Origin of the sequence: Paracandidimonas soli, from assembly GCF_004342005.1 — a bacterium.
In the GTDB taxonomy this organism is placed as follows: Bacteria; Pseudomonadota; Gammaproteobacteria; order Burkholderiales; family Burkholderiaceae_B; genus Paracandidimonas; species Paracandidimonas soli.
Genome location: NZ_SMBX01000011.1, coordinates 1 through 25,238 on the forward strand (window position 1 = coordinate 1; position 25,238 = coordinate 25,238).

The following is a 25,238-nucleotide window of genomic DNA, read 5'->3' on the forward strand; positions in this document are numbered from 1 at the left end:
CTCCTCGCATGGGCAAGCGCCTTGCCACCGAAATCGTCCAGGCTTTGCGCGAGCAGACCGTCATCGTGCCTGGAACCCAGGCAGCCACCATCGTCTTGCCTCGCCTGACTCAACAACTGGGCTCGCTGCGCAAACAACGCGAGGACATCGCCTCCGAAGTCGAACAACGGGTGCTCGCGCACCCTCTTTACCCAGTCCTGACCAGCATGCCGGGAGTCGGCGTCAGGACCGCCGCCAGACTCCTGACCGAAGTCGCCCACAAAGCCTTCTGCTCTGCCGCTCACCTGGCCGCCTATGCCGGCCTGGCCCCGGTGACTCGACGATCAGGCTCGTCCATCCGCGGAGAACATCCCTCCCGACGCGGTAACAAAACTCTTAAACGCGCCCTGTTCCTGTCTGCCTTTGCTGCCCTGCGAGACCCCATCTCCCAGGCCTACTACACACGCAAGATCCAGCAGGGAAAACGACACAACCAAGCACTCATCGCATTAGCTCGACGCCGTTGTGATGTCCTGTTCGCCATGCTGCGCGATGGCGCTTTATATCAACCTCAACCTATCCCTAATCCTTGACAAGGAACATAGGGGCACCCCCCTCCCACAGGCCGCCATCGGCGGCACAGAGCAACAGAAGCCGAACTCCTGCGCCCTGCTGCGCTGGGATAATGAAGGCGGATCTATCCAGTCTTCCGAAAACATCCAGCCACAGACGCCGGCCGCATTCAGCGGAGAAATCACGCGACTGCACACCCGTGTCATTGCGCTGGAAAACTTGGTCGTCGCACTACTGGCGCAGACGTCCTCCGCACAGCGCGGGCATGTGCGCGACATGGCAGCCTATATCACCCCACGGGAAGGTTTCACGGCGCACCTGCTGACCACAGAGGCGGCAGCCAGAATGCGCCATCTGATCGAGCGCAGCGATCACTTTTCATCCCCTGCCAGCAGGGCAACGCCCGGAGACGGCGATACATCCTGAGGCTCAATAAGGTATATGGCAAGAAGGCCTCGCGAGCAGGCTGCCCATCAGCCACACCCGCTTTCAGACAGCGCGCTACCAGGTAGCCGCCACGACATTCGGCAAACCGTCATCACCTCGGTCATCCCAGGAAAACGCCAAGCGCATCGCCCTTGAACAGGCCCACTAACCTGCTTGCTGCTACTCGATCACAGTGGTGCACACGCGGTCCCGCCCCGCCTGCTTCGCCTTGTAGAGTTGCGCGTCCGCCTGATCGAAAAGCGTCTGGGCGCCGGGGTCTCCTTCGATGACCGTCGCAATGCCGATGCACAGCGTGAGCAGCGGCGGCGTGGCCAGGGCATTGGGCAGGCCCTGTGCGGCAATGGCGCGCCTGATGCGTTCGGCCACTTTGAGCGCCGCTTCCGGCGTGGTATCGGGCAGCAGGCACGTGAACTCCTCACCGCCATAACGCGCCGCCAGATCGGTCAGGCGGGTCACATTGCTCTCCAGGATGCGGGCGACCGTATGCAGATACTCGTCGCCCGTGGCGTGGCCGTAATAGTCATTGACTTCTTTGAAATGGTCCACGTCGATGACGAACAGGCTGAGAGGCGAACCTGTGCGCTGATAATGCGCATATTCGTAGGCCAGCATCTGATCGAAATGACGGCGATTGGACAAGCCGGTCAGGCTGTCGGTCCGGCTCAGCGCCTCCAGTTTCCGGTAGGCGTCTTGCAGAGCCTGTTGCTGCTGCTGAATGTAGCCGTTCCGCTCCGCCAGCAGGCTGGTCAAGCGCCGGTAGCGCAGGAATGCAAGATAAAACGCCAGGGCGAGCAATGCCGCTCCCACGCTCGCATATTGCAGCAGCACCCGCTGCTGACGCTGCGCCATATAGCGCTCGAGGAACTCGCGCTCGCCATCCTCGTGCATCGTGACCGATTTCGATATGTCGATAGCGGCCAGATACTGGTCGAATGCCGCGGCGAGACGCTGGTGTTCCGGCGTCCGGCTGAAATAGAAGCGGTAAGCGCGCGGGTGCTCACGCAGGGTATGGATCACTTCCAGATCGAAGAATTCCTGGCGGTAGCGTTTTTCTATGAAAATGCTTTTGTTGAATACGGCAACGTCGATTTCGCCGTTTCGCACCGCCAGGAACAGGCCATCGCTGCTCGTCTGGTCGTACGCACGCAGTTGGGAAGCGGGGACGATATCCTGGAGTATGGGTTCGAACACGACACCCTTCACATAACCGACTCTGTATTTCTCCAGATCGGCAAGGCCATGGATTGGGGCACGCAGTCCATGGCGCGCGATGATCGCATAATGGCTTTCGTAATAGGGACTGGTGAATATGCCGTGCTTCTCGCGTTCGACCGAATGGCTCAACGGAATGAATACGTCGGCGAGCCCTTCCCTGATCAACTGGAGCTTGTCCGCTACGGTTTTGTCCTGAGTGGTGGCCACCTCGAAGCGTATGCCCAGTTCCTCGGCGATAAAGCAGAATATGTCCATGCCTATACCGGTATAGACCTTCCGTTTTTCATCGTACCGCGCCATGGGCGGCGCGCTTACCGCCACCACCTTCAAGGGCGGCATGGACCGGAACTCGGCCATCTGTCCGGCGTCGATATTCACCGAGCCCGTCAAGAGGATATTTTGCGCTCCATTGCAGGCCAGCGCCGGACTGGCGAGCAAGGCGCACAAGGCGATGCCCAGCAGGATGCTGTGTCGAACGCCCCCCGCAAAAACCGCGGCAACAATGCCTCGCTTGCCTTCAGTCTCAAGCCCAGGGCTTGCGCCTGGGCGCGCTATCAAATGGGACGGTTCTGCAAGAAGCATATTTATTGAAATTCTGCGGCCGGGATCCGCCGTGCCGATCGGGTTGTGCGACAGCGCGCGGGTACGAAGCGCCTCGCCTTTTTCCCCATGAGGGTAATTTGCTTATTGTAAGCGGAGGAGAGAAAAACGTTATGAAAACAAACTACTGCAAAGAAGAGCTGGTAGTTTAAAAGATGTTGTTTCGACCATACTGGCCCGATATCCAGCCTTGGACGCTATCAAATCAATCACTCAACTCATAGCTGGTGCTGCGTCCTCCCGCCTCCGATTTACGCAAGACGCCGCGAGCCAGCAGATCGTTGATATCCCTCAGCGCGGTGTCTGGCGAGCATTTCGCAATAGCCGCCCACTTGCTGCTGGTCAGTTTGCCATCGAAGCCATCCAGCAGCCGATTCAGCAGCTTCACCTGCCGCTCATTCAAAGGGATGGCTGCCCAGCGCTGCCAGAATATCGCCTTGCCCAGCACGGTATCCAGCGCATGCTGCGCCTGCTCGACTGCGCGAAGCAAAGCGTTTAGGAACCAGGCCAGCCATTCGGTGACGTCCATCGACCCTTTTTGCGTTTTCTCCAGGATATCGTAATAGGCTTTGCGCTCCCGCTGGATCTGCGCAGACAGACTATAGAACCGCTGGGGACTCCCATCGGCGCGCGCCAGCAGCAAATCTCCTATGGCACGGGCGATGCGGCCATTCCCGTCATCGAACGGATGCAGCGTGACGAACCACAAGTGTCCAAGGCCCGCCTTGATCAATGCAGGATCGCCGGAGCCATCATTCAGCCAGGCAATGAACCGCTGCATTTCGTTTGCCAGGCGATCGGCGGGCGGCGCTTCGAAGTGTACGCGTCGCCGGCTCATGGCGCCGGACACTACCCGCATGGGACCAGCGGCATCATCGCGCCAACTTCCCGTCCTGATCCTGGACAGGCCGGAGTAGCCTGTCGGAAAAAGCGCCGCATGCCATCCGCACAGCCGTTCCTGCGCCATGGGGGCCGCCAGTGCAGCCAAGTCATAGCGCCAGTTCGGCCAGTCGGCAGACTGCCTGATGTAGAGATTTTCTCCGCTTTTCATGCGGAGATTATGCGCTGGAATCACCGCAAGGCAAATGCAGCGGTATCGATACGCTCAGCAGCGCGACTGCCGCCATCATCGTGCGCCATGGCCAGCACAGATTCTCGACGTCCTTGTGGATGCGTTCACAAATCCCATGGAACCGACCTGCCCGGCCGCCGCTCTGGTTTACAATAATCCGCTGTGCACCTATCCATTCCGGTCGGCCGGGCAGAAAGCTTCCCGCACTGGTCCGGCTTCCAAGGCACGCCCGGCACCTATCAGGCCCGCCTTCCCGCACACCCCGCGCTGCCAGGCAGCCTCCCGACAGATCATCGTCGCCATTCATGTCCATTCCTGTTGAAATTCCCAAACGCCAGCCTCTGACCGGCTGGCCCCTGCGTCTTGCCCTGCTGGCGCTCGCCATGGGCGGGTTCGGCATCGGCACCGGCGAATTCTCCATCATGGGGATCCTGCCCGAAGTCGCCGCCTTCCACCACGTTTCGGAACCGGTCGCCGGTTACCTGATCAGCGCGTACGCCTTCGGCGTCGTCGTGGGCGCGCCGGTCATCGCCATCACCGCCGCGCGCATGTCCAGGCTGCGGCTGGCCATCCTGCTGATGGTGATGTATGCGGCCGCCAACTTCGCCAGCGCCATGGCGCCGGGATTCTGGTCCCTGATGCTGTTCCGCTTTCTGAGCGGCCTGCCGCACGGCGCCTATTTCGGCGTTGCCGCCCTGATCGCGGCATCGCTGGTCGATCCGGACAGGCGCGGCTTCGCCGTGGGCCGGGTCATGATGGGCCTGACCGTTGCCGCGCTGGCCGGCAACCCGGTCGCCATCTGGCTGGGACAGACGCTGGGCTGGCGCTATCCCTTTGCCATGGTCGGCGCCATTTCCGTCCTGACGATCCTGCTGATCCTGCGCTTCGTACCATTGCCGCGCGAAGGCAGGGGCAGCTCTCCCTCCAGGGAAATGGCCGCCTTGCGCAACGGCCGCGTCTGGATGACGCTGGCGATAGGCGCCATCGGCTTCGGCGGCATGTTCGCGGTGATGAGCTATGTATCCGCCGTGATGGTGGACGTCACGCACCTGCCGAAAGCCTGGCTGCCGCTGGCCCTGTCTGTCTTCGGCGCAGGCATGATCGCCGGCAACGCGGTCGGCGGCTGGTGGGCGGACCGCGCCCTGATCCCCGGCATCGGCGTCATCCTGACATGGAGCCTGCTGATCCTGATCGTGTTCCCATTCCTGGCGCCGCACGCCGTGGGACTGTTCATCGGCGTGTTCCTGGCTGGCTCATGCGTGGCGCTGGGGCCACCGCTGCAGGTACGCCTGATGGACGTGGCGGCCCAGGCGCAGACCCTGGCCGCCTCGCTGAACCATTCCGCCTTCAACCTGGCAAACGCCATCGGCGCGCTGCTGGGCGGCTGGACGATAGAGCGCGGATTCCCCGCGCACTACACCGGCTGGGCAGGCGCCCTGCTGAGCATTGCCGGACTGCTGGTGTACTGGCTGGCCTGGCGGCAGGAAACGCGGTACCGGCATATTGCGGCAAGGGCTGTGCCGCATCGATGACCACGGCAATCCCGGCGAAACGGTATCATTAGCGGAACTTGCACCGCAGCCTTTCCCGAGCCGGGGTCCACATGCCACGAGACAACAGCCTGCAGGCGCGCATCATCGGGCTATTCAATGTCCGGCGCGAAGAACTGATGCCAGTGCTGCTTTCGGGCGCCTTCTTTTTCTGCGTGCTGACCGCGCTGATGCTGCTGCGCCCGGCGCGGGACGCCCTGGGCATGCAGCGCGGCATCGAGGCCGTGCGCTGGCTGTTCGTCGGCACTGCGCTGGTCACGCTCATCGCCAATCCCGTGTTCGGCTGGCTCGTCAGCCGCTTCCGGCGGCTGCAGTTCATCGGTCTTACCTATCTGTTCTTCGCGGCCAGCCTGGCGGGCTTCTTCCTGCTGCTGACGCTGGCGCCGGAAGCCGTCGGCATCACCAGCGGCCAGGTGTTCTATGTCTGGTTCAGCGTGTTCAATCTTTTCGCCACCATGCTGTTCTGGGCGCTGATGGCGGATCGCTTTTCCCTGGAGCAGAGCAAGCGCTTCTTCGCGCTGATCTCGGTCGGCGGGACGCTGGGCGCGATCTTCGGCCCATGGCTGACCTCCGTGCTGGCGCGGCCGCTGGGCACGCCGGCATTGCTGCTGGTCTCGGCCGGCTTCCTGGTCCTTGCGCTCGTCCTGGCGTGGGCCGTTGCGCGCGGCCAGGGCGGCGCCCGGGCCGCCTCCCGAGAGCACTCGTCCGGCCCGGAGAACCAGTCCATCATCGGCGGCAGCGCGTGGCAGGGAATCAAGGCGGTTTTCCGGTCGCGGTATCTGCTCGGCATCGCCGGCTACGTGATCCTGATGAGCATCATGGCAACCCTGCTGTACTTCACACGCCTGCAGATGGTGGCAGCGCTCGGCCACGACATGGACATGCGCACCGCCATGTTCGCGCGCATCGACCTGTTGACCCAGGTAGCGACGCTGGTGCTGCAGGCCGTCTTCGCAGGAAAGCTGATGAAGCGTTTCGGCGTGCACGTCACGCTGATGCTGCTGCCCCTGACTGTTGCGCTCGGCTTCATCGGACTCGCCATCATCGGCACCTTGGCCATGCTCATCGTGTTCGAGGCGGCGTTCCGCGCCATCCAGCGCGCCATCACCCGGCCCGCGCGCGAAACCCTCTACACCGTCGTCGGCCGCGAAGACAAATACAAGTCCAAGGCCTTCATCGACACCTTCGGCTACCGCGGCGGCGATGTCGCCGGCGCGCAGGTCGAGGGCTTGCTGGGCCGCCTCGGCATGGGCCTGGCCGGACTGGCCAGCGTGGCCGTGCCGATGGCGCTTGCCTGGGCCGCGCTGGGACTCTGGCTGGGTCGCGCCCAGCAGCGCATCGTCCGGGAAACGCCCGCGAGCGCCGGTTCGGCGCCAGACTCGACGCAAGCCTCCGTCCGCGCTTCGGACGCGGATCCATCCTCAACGACAAGGAGCCCATCTTGATTTCACGACGCGACTACCTCAAGCTGTCCGCGATGGCCGGACTCGTACTGTCGGCCGGCCCCAAGGCGCTGCTCGCCGCCGAAGGCGGCCAGCTCCAGCTGATCACACGGGCGATCCCCGGCAAAACCGAGGAGCTCCCGGTCGTCGGCCTGGGCAGTTCCGCGTCTTTCGCGCGCATTGCCGGCGAGGGCAATATCGCGGATATCCAGACACTGCTGGAAACACTGGCCGGCAATCCGAATTCGGTGTTCGATACCGCCCCCAGCTACGGCGCGGCGGAAGAAGTCGCGGCCAGCATTGCCCGCCAGACAGGACTCAACAAAAAGCTGTTCTGGGCCACCAAGGTCAACGTCGCCGGCCGCGGCGGCTCCAATGCCGACCCTATTGCAGCGCGGGAGCAGTTGGATCGCTCGATCGAGCGGCTGGGCAAGTCCCCCATCGACCTGATCCAGGTGCACAATCTGGGCGACGTGCCGACCCAGCTAGGCCTGCTGAGGGAATACCGGGATGCCGGCCGCATCCGCCATATCGGCGTCACGACCACCTTCCCGGACCAGTACGGGCAGTTGGAGCGCATCATGCAGGAAGAGGAGCTCGACTTCATCGGCGTGGACTATGCCATCGACCACCGCGTCATGGAAGACAGGATATTCCCGCTGGCCCAGGAACGCGGCATCGGCGTCCTGGCGTACCAGCCCTTCGGCCGCAGCCGCCTGTGGCAGAAGGTCAAGGGCCATACGGTTCCGGACTGGGCGGCCGAATACGACATCGCGTCGTGGGGCCAGTTTTTCCTGAAGTTCGTCGTCTCTCACCAGGCGGTGACCTCTGCCACGCCGGCCACCAGCAACGTGCGCAACCTGGTCGATAATCTCGGCGCTGCAACGGGCCGCCTGCCCGACGCGGAGGGCCGCCGCCGCATGATTGCGCACATCGAATCGCTGTAGCGCGCCGCCGGCCTCGCGGCGCAAAGGCCCCAAGGCGCTGCGCGGGCGGCGCCCCGCGATCCGATCAGACGAAATGTACCTTGGGCGGCGTGCGCATGAGCGCTTCCCCACCCTTTTCCGTGACGAGCAGCGGAAACTCCAGACGCATCCCGCCGACCTCGGGCACATACAGGTGCGTTCCCAGGGCCACCACCATATTGGCCTGGACCACATCCTCGCTGCGCAGATTGATGAACGGCCGAGTCCTGGCGCAGGTGCCCAGGCCATGGCCAAACGTCGGCAGGCAATAGTCGGACAATCCATGGCGCTCGAACACGGCCAATCCCTTTTTCACCACCTCGGGGATTGGATTGCCGGGCTTCATGTTCTCGATCATGGTGGCGACCACCTCTTCCCAGCAGTCGATCATGCCCTGCTGCTGGCTGGTAGGTTTGCCCAGGAATACCGGAATCGACGAGTCGGCCAGGTAAAGGTCGACCATGGGATGCAGGTCGAGGATCACGAATTCGTTTTCCTGGATGCGCTTTTCCGAGGCTTGCTGCGTAACGCCGTGCAGGTATCCGGTCCGTCGGCCCGATCCCACCTCCGTACCGCCCGTCAACGCCCATGCCCAGGTGCTGCCATTGTCGCGATTGGCCTTTTCGATGGCACCCGCCACCGAGTTCTCGGTAACACCCGGACGCACCGCCCGCCGGCCGGCATCGAAACCGATATCGGCGACGTGAGCGGCGAAACGCAGGCGCTCGATTTCCGCCGCTTCCTTGATCAGCATGACATCGTCCAGCAGCTTCACGCCGTTCTGGATATCGGCGCGAGGGAGCAGTTCCTTCAGTTCCAGAAATTCGCTGGCGCAAATCATGCCGGGCGCCACCTGCGCCGCGCCGGGATGGGACAGATCGATGCCGATGCGCCCGCCGGACAGTCCCATCTCATCGAGCTTCTGCGCAATGGCGCGCGTGAAATCGGAGAAGGTGAAAGTCGTGATATCGACATCGACGCCCTCTTCCTTGATCCGACTGGCATCCCATGCCCAATAGACGAACTTGCAATCGCCATTCGCCGTGACGATCACCGCTCCGCGCCACGGCATGAACGCCCCGCTCAAATAATGCAGGCCGGCCTGCCGCGTGCCGACATAGGCATCGAACCCGGCTGCCCGGACGGATGCCGCGATCTTCCGGCGGCGCGCATGGAAATCTATGGGGGTGAACTCTGACATTTGCATTACCTTATGACTTATGACGATGACAACGACTACCCTGACTACTCTGGCTGAATGCCCGCATCGCGGATGATTTCGGCCGACTTCTTCACTTCCGCCTCGATGAACGCCTGGAACGCCTCGGGCGTGCCCGCGACGACCTGCAAGCCCGCATCCTTGAGCTGCTGCTCTATGGCGGGATCCCTGAGCGCCGTATTGATCGCCTTGCTCAGCGTGGCCAGCCTGTCCTGCGGAATGCCGGCCGGACCGACGAATCCGTACCAGGAACCGGCGCTATATCCCTTGACGCCGGCCTCGTCTATGGTCGGCACATCCGGCAACTCAGGCAGGCGCTCCTTGGAAGCCGTGCCCAGCGCGACCAGTTCGCCGTTGCGCACACGCGGCAGCGCCTGGGGGCTGATGTCCATCAACAGGGAAACACGGCCGGCCAGCAGATCCACATAGGAATTGCCCGAACCCTTGTACGGGACATGCGTCATTTCGATGCCGGCCATCTTGGCGAACTGCGCCATCGCCAGGTGCATCGAGGATCCGGTTCCGCCGGAGGCGTAGACGATCTCATTGGGGGCAGCCTTCGCTTTGGCGATCAGTTCGGCCACGGTCTTCACGCCCAGGCTGGGATGCGCCACCAGGATCATGGGGGAATTCACCGCCTGCGAAACCGCGGTGAAATCCTTGATCGTGTCGTAAGGGACTTCCTTGTACAGGCTGGCATTGGCGGCATGATTGCCGGGTGTGGCGATGCCCAGGGTATAGCCGTCCGGAGCCGCCTTGGCCACCATGGAGGACCCCAGCATGCCGTTGGCACCGGGCTTGTTCTCAACGATGACGCTCTGTCCCAGGCTCTCCGACACATGCTTGCCGACCACGCGGGCGAGCATGTCCGTCGTGCCGCCCGCGGCATAAGGCACTATGATGCGGATCGGCTTGTCGGGAAAAGTCTGCGCCTGCGCCGTCAACGGCAAGGCGCAAGCCGCGGCCAGCGGGAGCATGAGGAATAAGCGACGCTTCATGATGGATTGCCTCCGATGATTTGTTTGTCTGGTTTGCATTCGTTGAAAAACGTGGCATAACCATAAAGCAAGCCCGCCCCGTTTCCTATGACTCCTTCCCTCTAACAGGTATTCAGTGCGCGTATGGCAGACAAAATCGATATCCAGACATTGCGCTTGTTCCTGAAGATCGCCGAGCTGGGCAATATTTCCCGCGCCGCGGACGCCTGCGGGCTGTCGCAGCCCTCCGTCAGCCGCAGTCTGAAGGCCCTGGAGCAATCATTGAACGCGCCCCTGTTCCACCGGACCGGACACGGCGTGCAGCCCACGGCGATCGGCGCCCTGGCGATCGAGCGCGCCAGGATGGTGGTCGATGGATGCGACGGTTTCGTCAGGGACATCCGCGAGCAAGCCAACGGGCCGAGCGGCATCGTATCGGTCGCGCTGCTGACCGCCTATATGCGGGCATTCGCGGCCGACCTGTTCGACGAAGTGCGGCGGAAATACCCGGGCGTCATGCTGCGCATGGTGGAAAGCTTCAGCGTCCAGCATGAGGAGTGGCTGGCCAAGGGGCAGGTGGACATCGCCCTGATCACCCAATACCGGGCGCCTCGCGTCGCCAACGAAGACGTGCTTGCCCAGTCCGATCTGGCGCTGGTGGGACAGAAGCCGCCCACGGCCGACAAGAGCGACATCCTGTTCCGGGACCTGAACGGCCTGCCCCTGGTGCTGCCCGCCACCCCCAACGGCCTGCGGGTCCGGATGGAAGAGGAAGCCCACAGGCAGGGAGTGCAGCTGCGCGTCATTTTCGAGGCCGACTCGCTGGAGGCGCAACTGGCCTTGATACGGCGCTACGACTGCTACGCCATCTGGAGCGAGCACCTGGTGCGGCAGGAAAACTACGACAGCGAATTCCATGCCTGCCGCATAACCCAGCCTTCCCTGCCCCGCTATGTCGTGCTCCGGACGACCACGCACCCCCCCCTGAGCCGGGCGGCCCGCGAGGTAGCGCTCATTCTTCGGCGGCTGATCGGCAATGCGCACCAAATTTGTAACAACAACGGTCCGTGCTCTTGAAGATTCGGACATCATCCCTATAATTAGCACTCGATGGCGGTGAGTGCTAACAGCAACCCTGCCACGCTTACGATTACTGGTATCAACCTTCTTTCTTTATCTACAGGAGTTCCTTCATGGCACTGCGTCCTTTGCATGATCGCGTGATCATCAAACGTCTGGACAACGAGCGCACCACCGCTTCGGGCATCGTCATTCCTGAAAGCGCCGCTGAAAAACCCGACCAGGGCGAAGTCCTGGCTGTCGGCCCGGGCAAGCGCAGCGATGACGGCAAAATCACCCCCGTCGATCTGAAAGTCGGCGACAAAGTTCTGTTCGGCAAGTACGCCGGCCAGGCAGTCAAGGTCGATGGCCAGGAAGTCCTGGTCATCCGCGAAGACGAAATCCTCGCCGTAGTCGAGTAATCCACTCGCAAGACGACTGAACCGAATACGAAATCAAGGAATTTGAAAAATGGCAGCTAAACAAGTTCTCTTTGGCGATGACGCACGCGTGCGCATCGTCCGCGGCGTCAACACCCTGGCCAACGCCGTCAAGACCACACTGGGCCCCAAGGGCCGCAACGTCGTGCTGGACCGTTCGTTCGGCGCCCCCACCGTCACCAAGGACGGCGTCTCCGTCGCCAAGGAAATCGAACTGAAGGACAAGTTCGAGAACATCGGCGCGCAACTGGTCAAGGAAGTCGCTTCCAAGACCTCCGACAACGCTGGTGACGGCACCACGACCGCTACCGTGCTGGCACAGGCCGTCGTCGAAGAAGGCCTGAAGTACGTTGCCGCCGGCATCAACCCGATGGACCTGAAGCGCGGCATCGACAAGGCCGTCGCCGCCATCGTCGAAGAACTGAAGAAGATCTCCAAGCCCTGCACGACTTCCAAGGAAATCGCCCAGGTCGGCTCCATCTCGGCCAACAGCGATTCCTCCATCGGCCAGATCATCGCCGATGCCATGGACAAGGTCGGCAAGGAAGGCGTCATCACCGTCGAAGACGGCAAGTCGCTGGAAAACGAACTGGACGTCGTCGAAGGCATGCAATTCGACCGCGGCTACCTGTCGCCCTACTTCATCAACAACCCCGACAAGCAAGTCGCCGCGCTGGACGATCCCTATGTCCTGATCTTCGACAAGAAGATCAGCAACATCCGCGACCTGCTGCCCGTTCTGGAGCAAGTCGCCAAGTCCAGCCGTCCCCTGCTGATCGTTGCTGAAGACGTCGAAGGCGAAGCCCTGGCAACGCTGGTCGTCAACAACATCCGCGGCATCCTGAAGACCACCGCCGTCAAGGCTCCCGGCTTCGGCGACCGCCGCAAGGCCATGCTGGAAGACATCGCCATCCTGACGGGCGGCACGGTCATCTCCGAAGAAACCGGCCTGTCGCTGGAAAAGGCCACGCTGGAAGAACTCGGCCAGGCCAAGCGCATCGAAGTCGGCAAGGAAAACACCACGATCATCGACGGCGCCGGCGACACCACGTCCATCGAAGCGCGCGTCAAGCAGATCCGCGCCCAGATCGAAGAAGCCACTTCCGACTACGACCGTGAAAAGCTGCAGGAACGCGTTGCCAAGCTGGCAGGCGGCGTTGCCGTGATCCGCGTCGGTGCCGCCACCGAAGTCGAAATGAAGGAAAAGAAGGCGCGTGTCGAAGACGCCCTGCACGCAACGCGCGCAGCCGTCGAAGAAGGCATCGTTCCTGGCGGCGGTGTCGCACTGATCCGTGCCAAGGCTGCCGTGCAAGGCCTGACGGGCGACAATATCGACCAGGACGCCGGCATCAAGCTGGTCCTGCGCGCTATCGAAGCTCCGCTGCGCACGATCGTCGCCAATGCCGGCGATGAGCCCAGCGTCGTGGTCAACAACGTGGCCAACGGCAAGGGCAACTACGGCTACAACGCCGCCTCCGGTGAGTACGGCGACCTGGTCGAGCAAGGCGTTCTGGATCCCACCAAGGTAACGCGCACTGCCCTGCAGAACGCCGCCTCGGTCGCCAGCCTGCTGCTGACCACGGAAGTCGGCATCGCCGAACTGCCGGAAGACAAGCCTGCCGCTCCCGCAATGCCCGACATGGGCGGCATGGGTGGCATGGGCGGCTTCTAAGACGCCTCCATCCCTCGTGGACGACACTCCCGGCCTTGGCGCCGGGAGCGCCGAAAAGCACAAAGCCCTGGTTCAGTTCCGCCAGGGCTTTGTCTTGTCCACCGGTCGAATACCTGTTTATCTACTGCGCGGTATAGCCGCCATCGATGACCAGTTCGGAACCCGTGACGAACTTGGACTCGTCCGAGGCCAGGTACAGAATTCCGTAGGCGATATCGTCCGGCTCACCCAAGTGCCCGATGGGATGCAGGCCGACCAGTTGCCGGTATTTCTCGCTGTCCTTGCCTTCGGACACAGCCTCCACCATGGGCGTCCATATGTAGCCCGGATGCACGGAATTGATGCGGATGCCGTAGCCGGCCTTGGCGCAATGCAGGGCGGCCGACTTGGTAAAGATGCGCACCCCGCCTTTGCTGGCGTTGTAGGCCGCCAGATTGGGGTCCCCGATCAGTCCTTCGATGGACGACAGATTGATGATGGAGCCGCCGCCGCTCTTCTTGAGCGCCTCGATGCCGTAGCGGGTTCCGAGGAACACGGCATCCAGATTGATATCCTGCACCCTGCGCCACTCGGCCAGCGTGGTTTCCTCGACATTCTTGCTCAGCGCTATCCCGGCGTTGTTGACCACGATGTCCAGCTTTCCAAAGGCTTCCAGCGCCGCGGCCATCGTGGCCTTCCACTGGTCCTCCTTCGCAACGTCCTGCTGTACGAAAATGGCTTCGCCGCCCTGTTCCTCGATGAGCCGGACGGTGGCCTGGCCTTCTTCGGCATTGATGTCCGACACCACGACTTTGGCGCCCTCGCGCGCCAGCAGTACCGCCGTCGCCTTGCCGATACCCAGGGCGGCTCCGGTAACCAATGCAACTTTTCCTGATACGCGACCCATGACAACCTCCTGTAAAGAGCGGGTTGAAGAAAGTCCGGCACGGACCAGGGCGCAGCGCGCCGAAGAAAGAACGGCCGGCAAAAAAAGCCCCCACGCTGCGCCTGTCGGCTTGCTGCCCCCCCAAGGGGGTGTTTTCGCCTTGGGGGCGGCCCGGCGGCAAAAAAACTGTGGCCCCGAAGGGCCACAGTTGCAAGGCTTATTTCACCAGCAGCACCGGAATCGATACGCCGTGGATCACCTGGGTCGCCATGGAGCCCAGAAGCAGGTTGCCCAGGCCTCCCATGCCGCGCGTACCCATGACCACGGTATCGCAGTCGTTTTCTTTGATGACGCGCTGCACTTCTTCCAGCACCTCGCCGATGGCGGGATGGCCGACAGCCTTGACGCCGGCGGCTTCCAGCGTGGCCACGGCCTTGTCCGTGAAGGTCTTGGAATGCGCGGTGGCATTTTCCTTCAGCTGCTTGAGCACATCCATCAGGGCGCCGTAGCGGCCGTACAGCTTGGGATCGGATTGCACATTGAGCACATGCACGGTCAACCCTTCGCAGCGCTTGGAAAAGTCGACGAGGTACTGCAGGGCACGTTGGGCGGGTGCGGAATCATCATAGGGAAACAGTACGGTTTTCATCCAGGCTCCTGAGGGTAAGGTAAGGGATAAATCGTTATTTCACTGATATTCTGACAGCAAAATGCACTATGTTTCTTAATTTATATCAAGTCCTACCCTATAAACAGGGGGGTCATCCCTGTGACTGCCGCTCCGGAGCGTCCAGAGCCCTGATTTCCCCTCGCCGCCACCACAATAGCGCCAGCCCTGGGAATGCAATGACTACCGTCGTTGCGAAAAAGGCTGGCCACCCCAGCGTCTCGACCAGCGGCGGCGTCAAGGGACCTGCAAGATAAGTCCGCCCGATGGCGGATAATGCGGACAGCAATGCAAACTGCGTGGCGGAAAACTCCTGGCGGCACAAAGCCATCAGCAATGCCACGAAGGCGGCGGTACCCAGTCCGCCGCACAGGTTTTCCACCGCGACGACCAGCGCCATGAACGGCAGGTTGGGTTCGCCCAGGACCGCCAGCACCCAGTAGCCGAAATTGGACACGGCCTGGAACAGGCCGAAGGCCATCAGGGAGCGGTACAGCCCCATGCGCGCCATCAGCGCCCCTCCGGCCAGCGCGCCGACAATCGTCGCCGCAAGCCCGAAAACCTTGTTGACCGCGCCGACCTCGGACAGTCCGAAGCCCGCTCCCCGCAGCAGGAATGTCGTGGACAGCGCCCCGGCAAAGGCGTCGCCCAGTTTGTAGAGCACAATCAGCAACAACAGCGTGACGGCCCCTTTGCGGCTGAAGAATTCCCTCAGCGGCTCAACGACCGCCAGCGCCAGGGAGCGCGGCGCGCGCGCCACTTCCTCGGGTTCCGGCGCCAGCACGGTCGCAATGGCGCACAGCGCCATCAGGCCGCCCATGAGGAAATAGGTGTTGTGCCATCCCAGCCAACGATCCGCCAGGATGAGCGCCAGGCCGCCGGAGACGATCATGGCCAGCCGGTAGCCCAGCACTTTGATCGCGGCTCCCGCCGCGCGCTCGTCCTTGCGCAATACATCGGTGCTGTAGGCATCGAATGCGATGTCCTGGGTAGCCGACAGGAATCCGACCAGCACTGCCAGCATGGACAGCCAGAACAGGTGCTTGGACGGAGACATCAGGCCCATGCCCGCGATCGTCGCCGCCAGCAGCAGCTGCGTCAGCAGCACCCAGCCCCGCCGCCTGCCCAGCCAGGGAGGCGCATAGCGGTCGACCAGTGGAGCCCAGAGGAATTTCAGCGTGTAGGCGGTGCCGATCAGCGTCAGGAAGCCGATATTCTGCAGGGATACGTTCTCGACGGTGGCCCAGGCCTGCAACGCTCCGCTGGTCAGCGCCAGAGGCAGGCCGCTGGCAAATCCCAGGACCAGCAGCGGCGCTACACGGGGACTGAGATAGACGCGTGAGGCCGAAGCCATGAAACTCCTTTATTCCTAGATATATGCCTGCGCCGCCTCAGCCTTGCCGGCCGGCGGCCATCGGCGATTCAAGCCGGTAGACTGCCAGCGTGCTGCGCCAGCTGCGCAGGAACTTGACCTCGTGGCCATCCTTGAACGCGGCCAGATGGGTCACGCGCAGCGAAAAGTCCGAAGCAAGATCCTCGAAGTCACGCAGTGTACACAGATGGATATTCGGCGTGTCATACCATTGGTAAGGCATTTCGCCCGTGACGGGCATACGGCCGCGCAGGATCGACCAGCCATGCGGCCAATAGCCGAAGTTGGGGAACGACACGATGATATGCTTGGCCACCCGTATCATTTCCCGCAGGATATGCTCGGTGTGATGCATGGACTGAAAGGTCTGCGACAGCACGACGGTGTCGAACTGCTGGTCGTCGAACAGCGCCAGACCTTCCTCCAGGTTCTGCTGGATGACGTGCACATCCTTGCGGATGGAGGCGATGACGCATTCGTCGTTCAGCTCGACGCCGACGCCGACGATTCTCTTGTGCTCCTGCAGATGCGCCAGCAGGCTGCCGTCGCCACAGCCCAGGTCGAGCACGCGGCTGCCCGGCTCGATCCAGCTGGCGATGCGCACCAGGTCGGGGCGGAGTTCGCGGCGGCGGCGAATGGAAAGGTTCATGCGAGCACCCCGGTTACATGGCTGCGCTCGGGCAGGCCGAGCTTGGCCGCAATACGGTCATAGTATCCCTGCACTACCGCGTGGTAGCGCGTATCGCCCAGCAGGAAGGCGTCGTGGCCGTGCGGAGCGTCGATTTCGGCATAGGTGACGGGCGTCTGGTTTTTCAGCAGCGCCTGGACGATTTCACGCGAGCGGGACGGCGGGAAGCGCCAGTCGGTGGTGAAAGATACCAGCAGGAAGTCCGCTACGGCGGGCTTGAGCGCCCGGGCCAGGTCCCCATTGTGGCCGCGCGCCGGATCGAAGTAGTCCAGGGCGCGGGTGATCAGCAGGTAGGTGTTGGCATCGAAGTAGCGGGAGAATTTTTCTCCCTGGTAGCGCAGGTAGGATTCCACTTCGAATTCGGCGTCGTAGCCGTAGTGGAATTCGCCGCCGGCCTCTTTGCCGCGACGCGCACGGCCGAATTTTTCCGCCATGTCGTCGTCGGACAGGTAGGTGATGTGGCCCACCATGCGCGCCACGGACAGGCCGCGCGACGGGACGGTCTGGTGGGCGTAGTAGTCGCCGCCGTGGAAGTCGGGATCCGAGATGATGGCGCGCCGGGCGACCTCGTTGAAGCCGATGTTCTGCGCCGACAGGCGCGGCGTGCTGGCGATGACGATGCAGTGGCCGACCCGTTCGGGACAGGTGATGGACCAGCTGAGCGCCTGCATGCCGCCCAGCGAGCCGCCCATGACGGCGGCGAATTTGCCGATGCCGAAGTAGTCGGCCAGCCTGGCCTGGGCGCGCACCCAATCGTCGACGGTCAGCAGCGGAAATTCCGCGCCCCATGGCTTGCCTGTCTCGGGATTGATGCTGGCGGGGCCGGTGGAGCCGAAGCAGGAGCCGATGTTGTTGACGCCGATGACGAAGAAGCGGGATGTGTCCACCGCCTTGCCGGGACCCACCATGTTGTCCCACCAGCCGATGTCCTTGGGGTTGTCGGCGGAGATGCCCGCGACGTGGTGCGAGGCGTTGAGGGCGTGACAGATCAGCACGGCATTGCTGCGTTCGCTGTTCAGTTCGCCATAGGTTTCCACCGCCAGTTCGTACTGCGGAAGAACGCGTCCGCTGGAGAGCTGCAAGGGCTCGTCGAAGCGAATGAAGGAGGGGGATACGATGCCGACGGATCCGGACGGGATGCCGGGCTGATGAGAAGCGTGTGCAGTGGTCATTCGGACCTCTTTAGCTGGATTTATCAAGCGCCCGCAAGCGGATCAGGCAAATCGGCGCGACGAAATTAATTAGTAAAAGATTCTAGCACCCCTGGGGCGGATTCGCACCTGCGGACCGGGGATGGAGCATGCATGGGGGCGCCGTGGTTTTTCTTGGACGCCGTTCTTCTGGCGCATCTCCTGGGCCGCAAACCTGATTTGCATCAAGCTTTTTTCAATTCGACCAGTAATCCCTAAGCCTGATATTAATATTTTACTAATGTTTGGTAATATTTTGTCATACATGACAGGCATTCATCCTCATCACTCTGCGGCCATGGATCTCCGCATCCGCTCTGTCATTCTTTCCCATAGCTACACGGCAATAACGCTTATGAAAAACCCTCTTTCTTCACGAGAGCAACTGTGCCTGCACTGGGCCGCACAGGGCAAAACCAGTTGGGAAATCGGGGCCATCCTGGGCCTGGCGGAAAGCACTATCAATTTCCATATGGCCAACATATGCCGCAAGCTTGGCGTCACCCGGCGCCAGGCCGCCATCACCATCGCAGCGCAAACCGGATTTCTGGCGCCGCCTGCCAGGACAGGGGCGAGCGGCACGAAACTGCGCTCCAGTGCCGGCTGAAGACCGGCGAGGCTCTTGTCCGGCGGCTACAATACAGCACCAATTCCGTCGGGTAAAATCGCCCGACCATTCTCAATCTTCGCCGTGTTCGCGGCGCCATGCCAATGAATCTACTGAAGCCGCCTCCCGCACCACTTGCATCCGAACCCGAACTGCTGATGCAGATGCTGCGCGGTATCGAAAAGGAAGGCCTGAGAGTCGACCACAGCGGCAAGCTCGCCGATACTCCCCATCCCGCAGCGCTAGGAAGCGCGCTGACGCACGATTCCATTACCACCGACTATTCCGAAGCCCTGCTGGAGCTGATCACGGGCACGCATGGCAGCGCCCAGGACGTCGTGGCCGAGTTGGAGACCATTCACCGCTTCGTCGCCCGCAACCTGCGGGACGAGCTGATATGGAACCAGTCCATGCCCGCCCAGTTGCCGGCGGAGAACGAAATTCCCATTGCCTGGTATGGCACGTCGAATACCGGCATGCTCAAGCACGTCTATCGCAGGGGCCTGGCCATGCGCTACGGGCGCACCATGCAGTGCATCGCCGGCATCCACTACAACCTTTCCCTTCCGGACCGGCTGTGGGAAGTCCTGGACATGCCGTCCGACCCGGTCTCGGGCAGGCGCTCCAGCGGATACATGGCGTTGATCCGCAATTTCACCCGCTATTCCTGGCTGCTGATGTACCTGTTCGGCGCGTCGCCCGCGGCATCGGACAATTTCCTGCGCCATCCGAACCACGGTCTGGAGCTGCTGCATGGCGATACCTGGTATCTGCCGCATGCAACCAGCCTGCGCATGAGCGACCTGGGCTACCGCAGCAGCAAGGCCCAGGCCGAACTGCAACTGTGCTACAACGATCTGCCCACGTTCCTGGCGCGCATGCACCGTGCCGTTTCCACGCCCTGGCCCGACTACGAAGCTATCGGCACGCACCGCGACGGTGAATGGATACAGCTCAATACGAACATCCTGCAGGTCGAGAACGAATACTATTCCAACATCCGCCCCAAGCGCACGGTGGGCCGCGGCGAGCGCCCCGTGAGCGCGCTGGCCAGGCACGGCATCGAATATGTCGAGGTGCGCTGCCTGGACATCGACCCATGGATGCCTACCGGCATTTCCGTGGAAAGCTGCCGCTTCATGGACGCCTTCCTGCTGTTCTGCGCTGCGCAATCCAGCCCTCTGTTCCCGGAAAACGGTTTCTGCAAGCGCAGCAACAACAACTTCGGCACCGTGGTCAAGGAGGGCCGCAAGCCCGGCCTGCTGCTGGACCGCGACGGCCAGTCCATCTCGCTGCAGGACTGGGGCACGGAGCTCCTGGACGCCATCAGGCCTTATGCCGGCCTGCTGGACCAGGCCCACGGAGGCGCGTCGTACGCCGATGCCGTCGCCGTCCAGCAATCGAAGCTGGACGACAGCGACAATACGCCTTCCGCCAGGCTGCTGGCCGCCCTGCGCAAGGACAATATCGGCCTGCAGGAATTCACGCTCCAGCAAAGCCTGCGCCATCACGAGACCCTGAGCGCCGCGCCGCTGCCTGCGGAAACGCAGGAGGAATTCCTGGGCAAGGCGAAATCCTCCATCGAGGCGCAGGCCAGGATCGAGCAGAGCGACAAGATCAATTTCGAGACCTATGTCGCCCAATACCAGGAAGCGTTGAAAACCGCGCTGGACGTGCCGGCCAAAAACTGAAGCCGGTAGCCTACGGCAAAAAATACGCCGGCTCAGTGAACTGAAGCCGGCGTATTCGCACCCCCCATCCAGGCTTGCGGTATCAGGCCGGTAAAGGCCGTTCTTCGGACAGCTGCCCGCCATCCTGGTCCGTCCAGACCAGGCGCACCGCCTCAGCGCCGCCCGGGCGCACATGCAGCCGCACATAGGGGTTGGATGCGGTACCGCTATGAAACCTGGCTTGCAGGACAGGCCGCTCCGCCAGACTGACTTCCAGCGAGCGGACCAGGTTCTGCGGCACCGTCGCGCCGTCCGCCCCCTCCCGCAGCCCTGTTTCCATAGGATGCTGGATCATGGACTTGATTTCGACCGGACGGTTGGCCGCGATCTTGGGCGACACCGCCACGCGCGGGTTGCGCATGCGGGCCTGCGGCTGCTCCTCGTCGGGCATCAGGCAGCCGCTGACCGTGACGCGCACCGGCTGCTCCGCGACCCATGCCTTGCCCGACCGGCTGACGGCGATCGCGATGACGGACTGGCTTTCGCTCAGGCGTATGCGCGTGGAGAGATCCGGCACGACGCTCTCGTCCAGGAAGCGGAAAGCAATGATTTCTGGACGTGGATTGGCCGTCGCCAGAATATGGATGGCGTCCAGCGCATCACCCTCGTCCAGCACACCGTCGAATACGATCCCCAGCGGCACGGCGCCGCCGTTTTCCGACAGGGACGGCAGGTCCAGTTTCAAGCCCTTGTCCTGCAAGGCTTTGCCCTGCACCAGTTCGGCCGCGGGCGCGAAGCGCTGCCACTGCGCCGCCGCCGGGAACGAAACCGCCACTGCGGCGGATACGAGGGCAAGCGCGGACAGGCGGCGCAACCGCTTCATCACTAGTGGTTTCAAGCGCTTTGTCCTTTGAATGAACCGTTCAACATCAGAAGACTGCCCAGCACGATGGCGGGCAGGGATACGAAGCTTGCCAGCGACAGCGTGGAAAACCCGCTCAGGCCCTGACCGATGCTGCATCCCAGCGTCAGTACGCCACCGACTCCCATCAGCAGTCCCCCGATCATGCTGCGCGCCATCTGGCCGACCGACGAGAAACCGCGCCATTCGAAGCTGCGCGTAGCGATGGCCAGCAGGAACGCGCCGGCCAGCACGCCTGCCACGATCATGACGCCAAACCCGGCGGAAATGCCGCTGGACAACTGCAGATACAGTAGGGATTCCGACATCGGGGCAATGAACGAGAGCGATGCCAGCGGCATGGGCTCGAAGTCGTCCGCGCCCAGATGGCCGGTGACGAACCAACCCAGCCCGACCAGCAGACCGATCAGGATGGCGGCCAGGCCGGACCAGGGCGCGCTTCCGTCGTCGTTCTCCGGACGGCGCAGGATGAACAGCAGCAGCAAGACGCTCAGCAAGGCGACGGGAATGCCGCGAGCCGCCGTCTCGCCCAGGCCGGCGCTCGCCAGCCATTGCGGCACGGTGGCGGCCGGAACCGGCAGGTTCACGCCCGCCATCCACATCCGCAATGGCGCCAGCACGCCCGACATGGTGACGCCCGCCGCCACTGCGATGCACATCAGCGTCAGCAACGAGCGCAGGTTGCCGGAGCCGAGCAGCACCAGGCTGCGCGCGCCACAGGCGTTTGCCAGGGTCATGCCCGCGCCGAACATCAGTCCGCCAAACAGCAGCCCCAGCGACAAACCGGGCTGCGCATACACGGAGCGCTGCAATGGGATGCCCCATCCGTAGGCAAGCGCCTGGCTCATGAGCAGCGCCGCCAGCATGGCCAGCGCAAATACGCGCAGCTTGCCGAACCGGCGATGCACCCTGGCGTCCTCCAGGCTGCGCAGCAGGCAGAATCCTTTCCACTGCGCCAATGCGCCGAATGCAATGCCCAGCAGCAGCGCGACGGCCAGCGCCGCCTGGATGCGATGCTCCTGAAACACGACAGCCAAATCCATATTGCCTTCCTGTAATAAGTCCAGACTTGCCTGCGCCGGCCGTCCCTTGAAGACACTTCGCCGCCCCGCACCAAGACGATGCGGGGCGGCCGGGACTACTGCGAACTGGCGTCAGGGCGCGGGCTCAGCGCCGCGTGCCCCACGTATCCTGGCTGATGGCCTTGTACCAGCCGACCGCATAGTCCGCCTCGTTGCGCCGCGTCTGGAGGCTGGCTTCCGCCGGGCTCAGGCCGCCCGAGCCTGGGACCGTGATGATTTTATCGTCTTCCACGCGGTAGACGCCGGCAACCGTGACGCCGTAATCGGGCGCCAGCAGGCTGTAGCAGGTATTGACCCAGTACGGCTCCGCAGGGTCTCGTCCTTCGAGCGAAGCCACGATGGCAGCCGCCGATACCTTGCCCTGCGCGTTGGCCGTAAAGCCCGACTTGGGCATGGGCGAGGCAATGGCCGCATCGCCGATGACGTAGATGTCCTTCTGCTGCGTGGACTCGAACGTATGCGGATTGACGGGCACCCAGCCGGACTCGTTGGCGACGCCGGCGCGGTCGGCGATGAAGCCTGCCTTCTGCGGCGGCACAACGTTCAGCACGGAGGCCTTGTGGACCGTGCCGAACTCGGTCTGCGCTTCGCGGCGCGCGGCGTCGACGCGCACCACCTTGCCGTCGTCCGACAAACCGACCCACTCGATACGGTCGCCATACAGCGCCTTCCAGCCTGCGGTGAACAGCCCCTGCTTGGAAAAGTTGTCCTTGGCGTCCAGGATGAGCACCTTGGAGCGCGGCTTGTGCCTGCTGAAGTAGTGCGCGATCAGGCTGGCGCGCTCGTACGGGCCGGGGGGGCAGCGGAACGGCTCGGGAGGCACGCTGAGCACATAGGTGCCGCCATCCTCCATCTGTTCCAGTTGGCGGCGCAGGAGCAGCGTCTGTTCTCCCGCCTTCCAGGCGTGCGGCGCCAGCCCGGAAGCCGCCTCGTCGTAGCCTTCGATGGCGTTCCAGCGAAAATCGATGCCTGGCGAAAGCAGCAGGCGATCGTAGGACAGCTTGCTGCCATTGGACAGCAGCACGGTGTGGCCTACGGGATCCACGTCCTGGGCCAGCGCATGCACGACGCGCACGCCATAGACGTTCTTGAGTTCGTCGTAGCCGTGCGCGATATCGTCCAGCGTCAGCTCGCCCGCCAGCACCAGATTCGAGAACGGGCAGGTATGAAAGGTCTTGCCGGGCTCGACCAGCACGACGTCGATGGCGGGGTTGCCGCGCTTGATGTACTTGGCGGCTGTGGCGCCGCCGAATCCGCCGCCCACGACCACGACGCGCCCTGCGCTGCCCGTGGACGATGTCGTCGTGCCGCAGGCGCTGAGAGCGGGCAGCACGGCTGCGGCGGCTGCGCCCGTCAGCAGGCTGCGGCGGCGCGGAAGGAAATTGGAGGTATTGTTCTTCATGATCTTGTCTTCCCTCAGCGCTTGCCGATGGCGGCGTAATACTGCGCGATCTGGCGCAGCTCTTCGTCGGTGAATCCCTTGGCGATGCGGCCCATCACCGTATTGGCCGGGCCCGCTTCGCCTTTCTTGAAGGCAAGCAACTGCGCCTCGAGCGCGCCGGCCGGGCGTCCCGCGATAGCGGGAATGGCCCCGGCATAGGCCCCGTCGGTGCCGTGGCAATTGGCGCAGGCGCCGGCCATTACCTTGACCTGATGCGTGAATGCGGAAGTGTCGGATTGCGAAGGCTGCTGCGCTGCCGCCGGCGCCGCCAGGCCCGCAGCAAGCGCCACGCCAGGCAGCACTGCGCGCAAGATACAGGCCATGCGCCTGCTTGCCGGGAACATTGTTTTCATCATGATTGCCCTGGATCAAGAAAAGGAATGGGACAACCGCCCGATGCGGCAGTCCTGATTGGAGAATACGAAATTTAGTATGACTCCCAAATAATAAAAACGATGGATTTTCTATTTGTTTATAACAAATGCAACTAAACAATTCCTTGGGCGCCTGCGCTCGTGGAATATCGCACAGGAACAGCCGCAAACGCCCAGTCCTTGCATCGTCCAGCCATGGAGCGCATGCGTCTGTGCTATGGTGAGGTGAACGACATGACAGGAAGAACGACGATGAGAAATCTGATGCATTATTCAAGGCAGCTGCGCCAGCGGCGGATCAATGTTTTCTACTTTTCCTCGGTTGGCAGCAGTCCCCAGGAGCAATTGTCGCTGTCGCTCAGTCCGAGGCAGCAGGATCACATGAGCACGCTCAGGCGCATGGCCGCCGACCAGGAGTACGACGCGGACGACGATCGCTCCTGACCCGGGCCAAAGCGCAAGCCCGCACATCTGCATGTATCCGCTTTTCGGTAGAATCACGGCATGAGTCCGCACCCGCCTTCGTTTTATCACCCCGCACCCCGAACCCTGTCTTTCTGCAGCCAGTGCGGTACGCGGCTGAACCGCATCATTCCGCCCGACGACAATCGCATGCGCGACGTCTGCGAAAACTGTGGCGCGGTCCACTACCAGAATCCACTGAACGTGGTCGGCGTGGTGCCGGTGTGGGAAAACAAAATACTGCTTTGCCGTCGCGCCATCGAACCGCGCCACGGCAAGTGGACCCTGCCCGCCGGCTTCATGGAGCTCGGCGAAAGCACCGGGCAAGGCGCCATGCGCGAAACGCTGGAAGAATCCGGCGTGAGCATCCGGCTGGGCTCGCTGTTCACCGTGATCAATGTCCCCCACGCGGAGCAGGTGCACTTCTTCTATCTGGCCGATGTGCTGGACCCCGCGCTGGACCCCGGCCCCGAAACACTGGAAGCCGCCTTTTTCTCGCCGGAAGACATTCCCTGGGAAAAGCTGGCCTTCCATACCATCCGCTCGACGCTGGAACATTTCGTCGCCGACAGCAAGACGGGGGCTTTCGGCTTGCATCATTATGAAATTTCCGCCCCCTACCCCGGTTGATTTCACGCCTGGATCGAATGTGCACTTTGTCGGCTGCGCTTGTCTTGCGCATGTCTTG

General features: G+C 62.7%; 25 protein-coding genes and 1 riboswitch. Of the genes, 12 read left to right on the top strand and 13 right to left on the bottom strand.

The genetic code is table 11. From position 1 onward, the window contains the following. Together EV686_RS16205 and EV686_RS16210 are read left to right on the top strand one after the other, a co-directional pair. A partial coding sequence (locus EV686_RS16205; protein ID WP_132478004.1) for a transposase occupies positions 1-572 on the top strand: 572 nt, incomplete at its 5' end. Between the two features lie 199 nt (positions 573-771). Then, positions 772-978 (top strand): hypothetical protein, encoded by a 207-nt coding sequence (locus tag EV686_RS16210; protein ID WP_132478005.1) that lies wholly within the window; start codon positions 772-774, stop codon positions 976-978. A 180-nt stretch (positions 979-1,158) separates the two neighbouring features. Here the strand turns inward: EV686_RS16210 and EV686_RS16215 are convergent, their stop codons facing one another. Then, complete coding sequence (locus EV686_RS16215) at positions 1,159-2,772, bottom strand: GGDEF domain-containing protein (RefSeq protein ID WP_165972653.1); 1,614 nt, start codon at positions 2,770-2,772, stop codon at positions 1,159-1,161. A 247-nt stretch (positions 2,773-3,019) separates the two neighbouring features. After that, entirely contained in the window at positions 3,020-3,865 is an 846-nt protein-coding gene (locus EV686_RS16220) for a Fic family protein (protein ID WP_132478007.1), read from the bottom strand. A 326-nt stretch (positions 3,866-4,191) separates the two neighbouring features. On the opposite strand from EV686_RS16220, the gene EV686_RS16225 reads away from it, so the two are divergent. The 3 genes from EV686_RS16225 to EV686_RS16235 all read left to right on the top strand — a co-directional run bounded on the left by EV686_RS16225 (position 4,192) and on the right by EV686_RS16235 (position 7,825). Further along, positions 4,192-5,418: an MFS transporter gene (locus EV686_RS16225; RefSeq protein ID WP_132478008.1), complete on the top strand. Its 1,227-nt coding sequence runs from the start codon at positions 4,192-4,194 to the stop codon at positions 5,416-5,418. A gap of 71 nt (positions 5,419-5,489) precedes the next feature. Continuing rightward, entirely contained in the window at positions 5,490-6,881 is a 1,392-nt protein-coding gene (locus EV686_RS16230; RefSeq protein WP_132478009.1) for an NTP/NDP exchange transporter, read from the top strand. Beyond that, complete coding sequence (locus EV686_RS16235) at positions 6,878-7,825, top strand: aldo/keto reductase (protein ID WP_132478010.1); 948 nt, start codon at positions 6,878-6,880, stop codon at positions 7,823-7,825. The genes EV686_RS16230 and EV686_RS16235 overlap by 4 nt, the downstream gene beginning before the upstream one ends. 64 nt (positions 7,826-7,889) lie before the next feature. Here the strand turns inward: EV686_RS16235 and EV686_RS16240 are convergent, their stop codons facing one another. After that, the gene (locus EV686_RS16240) at positions 7,890-9,044 is read right to left on the bottom strand and encodes a M24 family metallopeptidase (protein WP_165972654.1); all 1,155 of its coding nucleotides are present in this window, start codon (positions 9,042-9,044) and stop codon (positions 7,890-7,892) included. A 44-nt stretch (positions 9,045-9,088) separates the two neighbouring features. After that, positions 9,089-10,060, bottom strand: coding sequence for a Bug family tripartite tricarboxylate transporter substrate binding protein (locus EV686_RS16245; RefSeq protein WP_132478012.1), 972 nt, complete (start codon positions 10,058-10,060; stop codon positions 9,089-9,091). Positions 10,061-10,183: 123 nt separating this feature from the next. On the opposite strand from EV686_RS16245, the gene EV686_RS16250 reads away from it, so the two are divergent. The 3 genes from EV686_RS16250 (at position 10,184) to groL (ending at position 13,210) form a co-directional block, all read left to right on the top strand. Further along, the gene (locus EV686_RS16250; protein WP_132478013.1) at positions 10,184-11,116 is read left to right on the top strand and encodes a LysR family transcriptional regulator; all 933 of its coding nucleotides are present in this window, start codon (positions 10,184-10,186) and stop codon (positions 11,114-11,116) included. 116 nt (positions 11,117-11,232) lie between these two features. Next, entirely contained in the window at positions 11,233-11,520 is a 288-nt protein-coding gene (locus EV686_RS16255) for a co-chaperone GroES (protein ID WP_132478014.1), read from the top strand. A gap of 49 nt (positions 11,521-11,569) precedes the next feature. Further along, complete coding sequence (gene groL, locus EV686_RS16260; RefSeq protein WP_132478015.1) at positions 11,570-13,210, top strand: chaperonin GroEL; 1,641 nt, start codon at positions 11,570-11,572, stop codon at positions 13,208-13,210. Between the two features lie 121 nt (positions 13,211-13,331). Here the strand turns inward: groL and EV686_RS16265 are convergent, their stop codons facing one another. The 5 genes from EV686_RS16265 to metX all read right to left on the bottom strand — a co-directional run bounded on the left by EV686_RS16265 (position 13,332) and on the right by metX (position 17,974). Further along, the gene (locus tag EV686_RS16265; protein WP_132478016.1) at positions 13,332-14,096 is read right to left on the bottom strand and encodes an SDR family oxidoreductase; all 765 of its coding nucleotides are present in this window, start codon (positions 14,094-14,096) and stop codon (positions 13,332-13,334) included. Positions 14,097-14,292: 196 nt separating this feature from the next. Then, complete coding sequence (locus EV686_RS16270) at positions 14,293-14,724, bottom strand: universal stress protein (RefSeq protein ID WP_132478017.1); 432 nt, start codon at positions 14,722-14,724, stop codon at positions 14,293-14,295. Between the two features lie 112 nt (positions 14,725-14,836). Beyond that, complete coding sequence (locus EV686_RS16275; RefSeq protein ID WP_132478018.1) at positions 14,837-16,096, bottom strand: muropeptide transporter; 1,260 nt, start codon at positions 16,094-16,096, stop codon at positions 14,837-14,839. Between the two features lie 37 nt (positions 16,097-16,133). Continuing rightward, complete coding sequence (gene metW, locus EV686_RS16280) at positions 16,134-16,763, bottom strand: methionine biosynthesis protein MetW (RefSeq protein WP_132478019.1); 630 nt, start codon at positions 16,761-16,763, stop codon at positions 16,134-16,136. After that, entirely contained in the window at positions 16,760-17,974 is a 1,215-nt protein-coding gene (gene metX / locus EV686_RS16285) for a homoserine O-succinyltransferase MetX (RefSeq protein ID WP_132478020.1), read from the bottom strand. Before metX ends, metW begins: the two co-directional genes overlap by 4 nt. Then, positions 17,964-18,042, bottom strand: a riboswitch (SAM riboswitch). (Overlaps the previous gene by 11 nt.) Before the next feature lie 53 nt (positions 18,043-18,095). Here metX and EV686_RS18915 point away from each other — a divergent pair. Both EV686_RS18915 and gshA read left to right on the top strand, forming a co-directional pair. Beyond that, positions 18,096-18,599: a helix-turn-helix transcriptional regulator gene (locus EV686_RS18915; protein WP_132478021.1), complete on the top strand. Its 504-nt coding sequence runs from the start codon at positions 18,096-18,098 to the stop codon at positions 18,597-18,599. A 104-nt stretch (positions 18,600-18,703) separates the two neighbouring features. Continuing rightward, positions 18,704-20,290 carry a glutamate--cysteine ligase gene (gshA, locus tag EV686_RS16295; RefSeq protein WP_132478022.1) on the top strand — a complete coding sequence of 529 codons (1,587 nt, stop codon included), beginning with the start codon at positions 18,704-18,706 and terminating at the stop codon, positions 20,288-20,290. An 82-nt stretch (positions 20,291-20,372) separates the two neighbouring features. Here gshA and EV686_RS16300 read toward each other — a convergent pair whose 3' ends face one another. From EV686_RS16300 to EV686_RS16315, 4 genes are all read right to left on the bottom strand, one after another. After that, a complete protein-coding gene (locus EV686_RS16300) occupies positions 20,373-21,167 on the bottom strand; it encodes a thiosulfate oxidation carrier protein SoxY (protein ID WP_165972655.1) in 795 nt (264 codons plus the stop codon). Beyond that, positions 21,164-22,234, bottom strand: coding sequence for a YeeE/YedE family protein (locus EV686_RS16305; protein ID WP_132478024.1), 1,071 nt, complete (start codon positions 22,232-22,234; stop codon positions 21,164-21,166). Before EV686_RS16305 ends, EV686_RS16300 begins: the two co-directional genes overlap by 4 nt. A gap of 124 nt (positions 22,235-22,358) precedes the next feature. Next, positions 22,359-23,675, bottom strand: a complete 1,317-nt coding sequence (locus EV686_RS16310; RefSeq protein WP_132478025.1) for an NAD(P)/FAD-dependent oxidoreductase — start codon at positions 23,673-23,675, stop codon at positions 22,359-22,361. A 14-nt stretch (positions 23,676-23,689) separates the two neighbouring features. Next, a complete protein-coding gene (locus EV686_RS16315) occupies positions 23,690-24,037 on the bottom strand; it encodes a c-type cytochrome (RefSeq protein ID WP_207901840.1) in 348 nt (115 codons plus the stop codon). A 303-nt stretch (positions 24,038-24,340) separates the two neighbouring features. Here EV686_RS16315 and EV686_RS16320 point away from each other — a divergent pair, with 303 nt between their 5' ends. Together EV686_RS16320 and EV686_RS16325 are read left to right on the top strand one after the other, a co-directional pair. Further along, on the top strand, positions 24,341-24,532 hold the full coding sequence (locus tag EV686_RS16320) for a hypothetical protein (RefSeq protein WP_132478026.1): 192 nt from the start codon (positions 24,341-24,343) through the stop codon (positions 24,530-24,532). A 60-nt stretch (positions 24,533-24,592) separates the two neighbouring features. After that, complete coding sequence (locus tag EV686_RS16325) at positions 24,593-25,180, top strand: NUDIX hydrolase (RefSeq protein WP_132478027.1); 588 nt, start codon at positions 24,593-24,595, stop codon at positions 25,178-25,180. The last annotated feature ends 58 nt before the right edge of the window (positions 25,181-25,238 follow it).

Coding starts and splice junctions, on each gene's coding strand:
- EV686_RS16225 (WP_132478008.1), top strand. CDS start 4,192: ATGTCCATTCCTGTTGAAATTCCCAAACGCCAGCCTCTGACCGGCTGG.
- EV686_RS16315 (WP_207901840.1), bottom strand. CDS start 24,037: ATGGCCTGTATCTTGCGCGCAGTGCTGCCTGGCGTGGCGCTTGCTGCG.
- EV686_RS16310 (WP_132478025.1), bottom strand. CDS start 23,675: ATGAAGAACAATACCTCCAATTTCCTTCCGCGCCGCCGCAGCCTGCTG.
- EV686_RS16255 (WP_132478014.1), top strand. CDS start 11,233: ATGGCACTGCGTCCTTTGCATGATCGCGTGATCATCAAACGTCTGGAC.
- metX (WP_132478020.1), bottom strand. CDS start 17,974: ATGACCACTGCACACGCTTCTCATCAGCCCGGCATCCCGTCCGGATCC.
- EV686_RS16320 (WP_132478026.1), top strand. CDS start 24,341: ATGAGAAATCTGATGCATTATTCAAGGCAGCTGCGCCAGCGGCGGATC.
- EV686_RS16250 (WP_132478013.1), top strand. CDS start 10,184: ATGGCAGACAAAATCGATATCCAGACATTGCGCTTGTTCCTGAAGATC.
- EV686_RS16305 (WP_132478024.1), bottom strand. CDS start 22,234: ATGGATTTGGCTGTCGTGTTTCAGGAGCATCGCATCCAGGCGGCGCTG.
- metW (WP_132478019.1), bottom strand. CDS start 16,763: ATGAACCTTTCCATTCGCCGCCGCCGCGAACTCCGCCCCGACCTGGTG.
- EV686_RS16265 (WP_132478016.1), bottom strand. CDS start 14,096: ATGGGTCGCGTATCAGGAAAAGTTGCATTGGTTACCGGAGCCGCCCTG.
- EV686_RS16240 (WP_165972654.1), bottom strand. CDS start 9,044: ATGTCAGAGTTCACCCCCATAGATTTCCATGCGCGCCGCCGGAAGATC.
- EV686_RS16230 (WP_132478009.1), top strand. CDS start 5,490: ATGCCACGAGACAACAGCCTGCAGGCGCGCATCATCGGGCTATTCAAT.
- EV686_RS18915 (WP_132478021.1), top strand. CDS start 18,096: ATGGAGCATGCATGGGGGCGCCGTGGTTTTTCTTGGACGCCGTTCTTC.
- EV686_RS16325 (WP_132478027.1), top strand. CDS start 24,593: ATGAGTCCGCACCCGCCTTCGTTTTATCACCCCGCACCCCGAACCCTG.
- gshA (WP_132478022.1), top strand. CDS start 18,704: ATGAATCTACTGAAGCCGCCTCCCGCACCACTTGCATCCGAACCCGAA.
- EV686_RS16220 (WP_132478007.1), bottom strand. CDS start 3,865: ATGAAAAGCGGAGAAAATCTCTACATCAGGCAGTCTGCCGACTGGCCG.
- EV686_RS16245 (WP_132478012.1), bottom strand. CDS start 10,060: ATGAAGCGTCGCTTATTCCTCATGCTCCCGCTGGCCGCGGCTTGCGCC.
- EV686_RS16275 (WP_132478018.1), bottom strand. CDS start 16,096: ATGGCTTCGGCCTCACGCGTCTATCTCAGTCCCCGTGTAGCGCCGCTG.
- EV686_RS16270 (WP_132478017.1), bottom strand. CDS start 14,724: ATGAAAACCGTACTGTTTCCCTATGATGATTCCGCACCCGCCCAACGT.
- groL (WP_132478015.1), top strand. CDS start 11,570: ATGGCAGCTAAACAAGTTCTCTTTGGCGATGACGCACGCGTGCGCATC.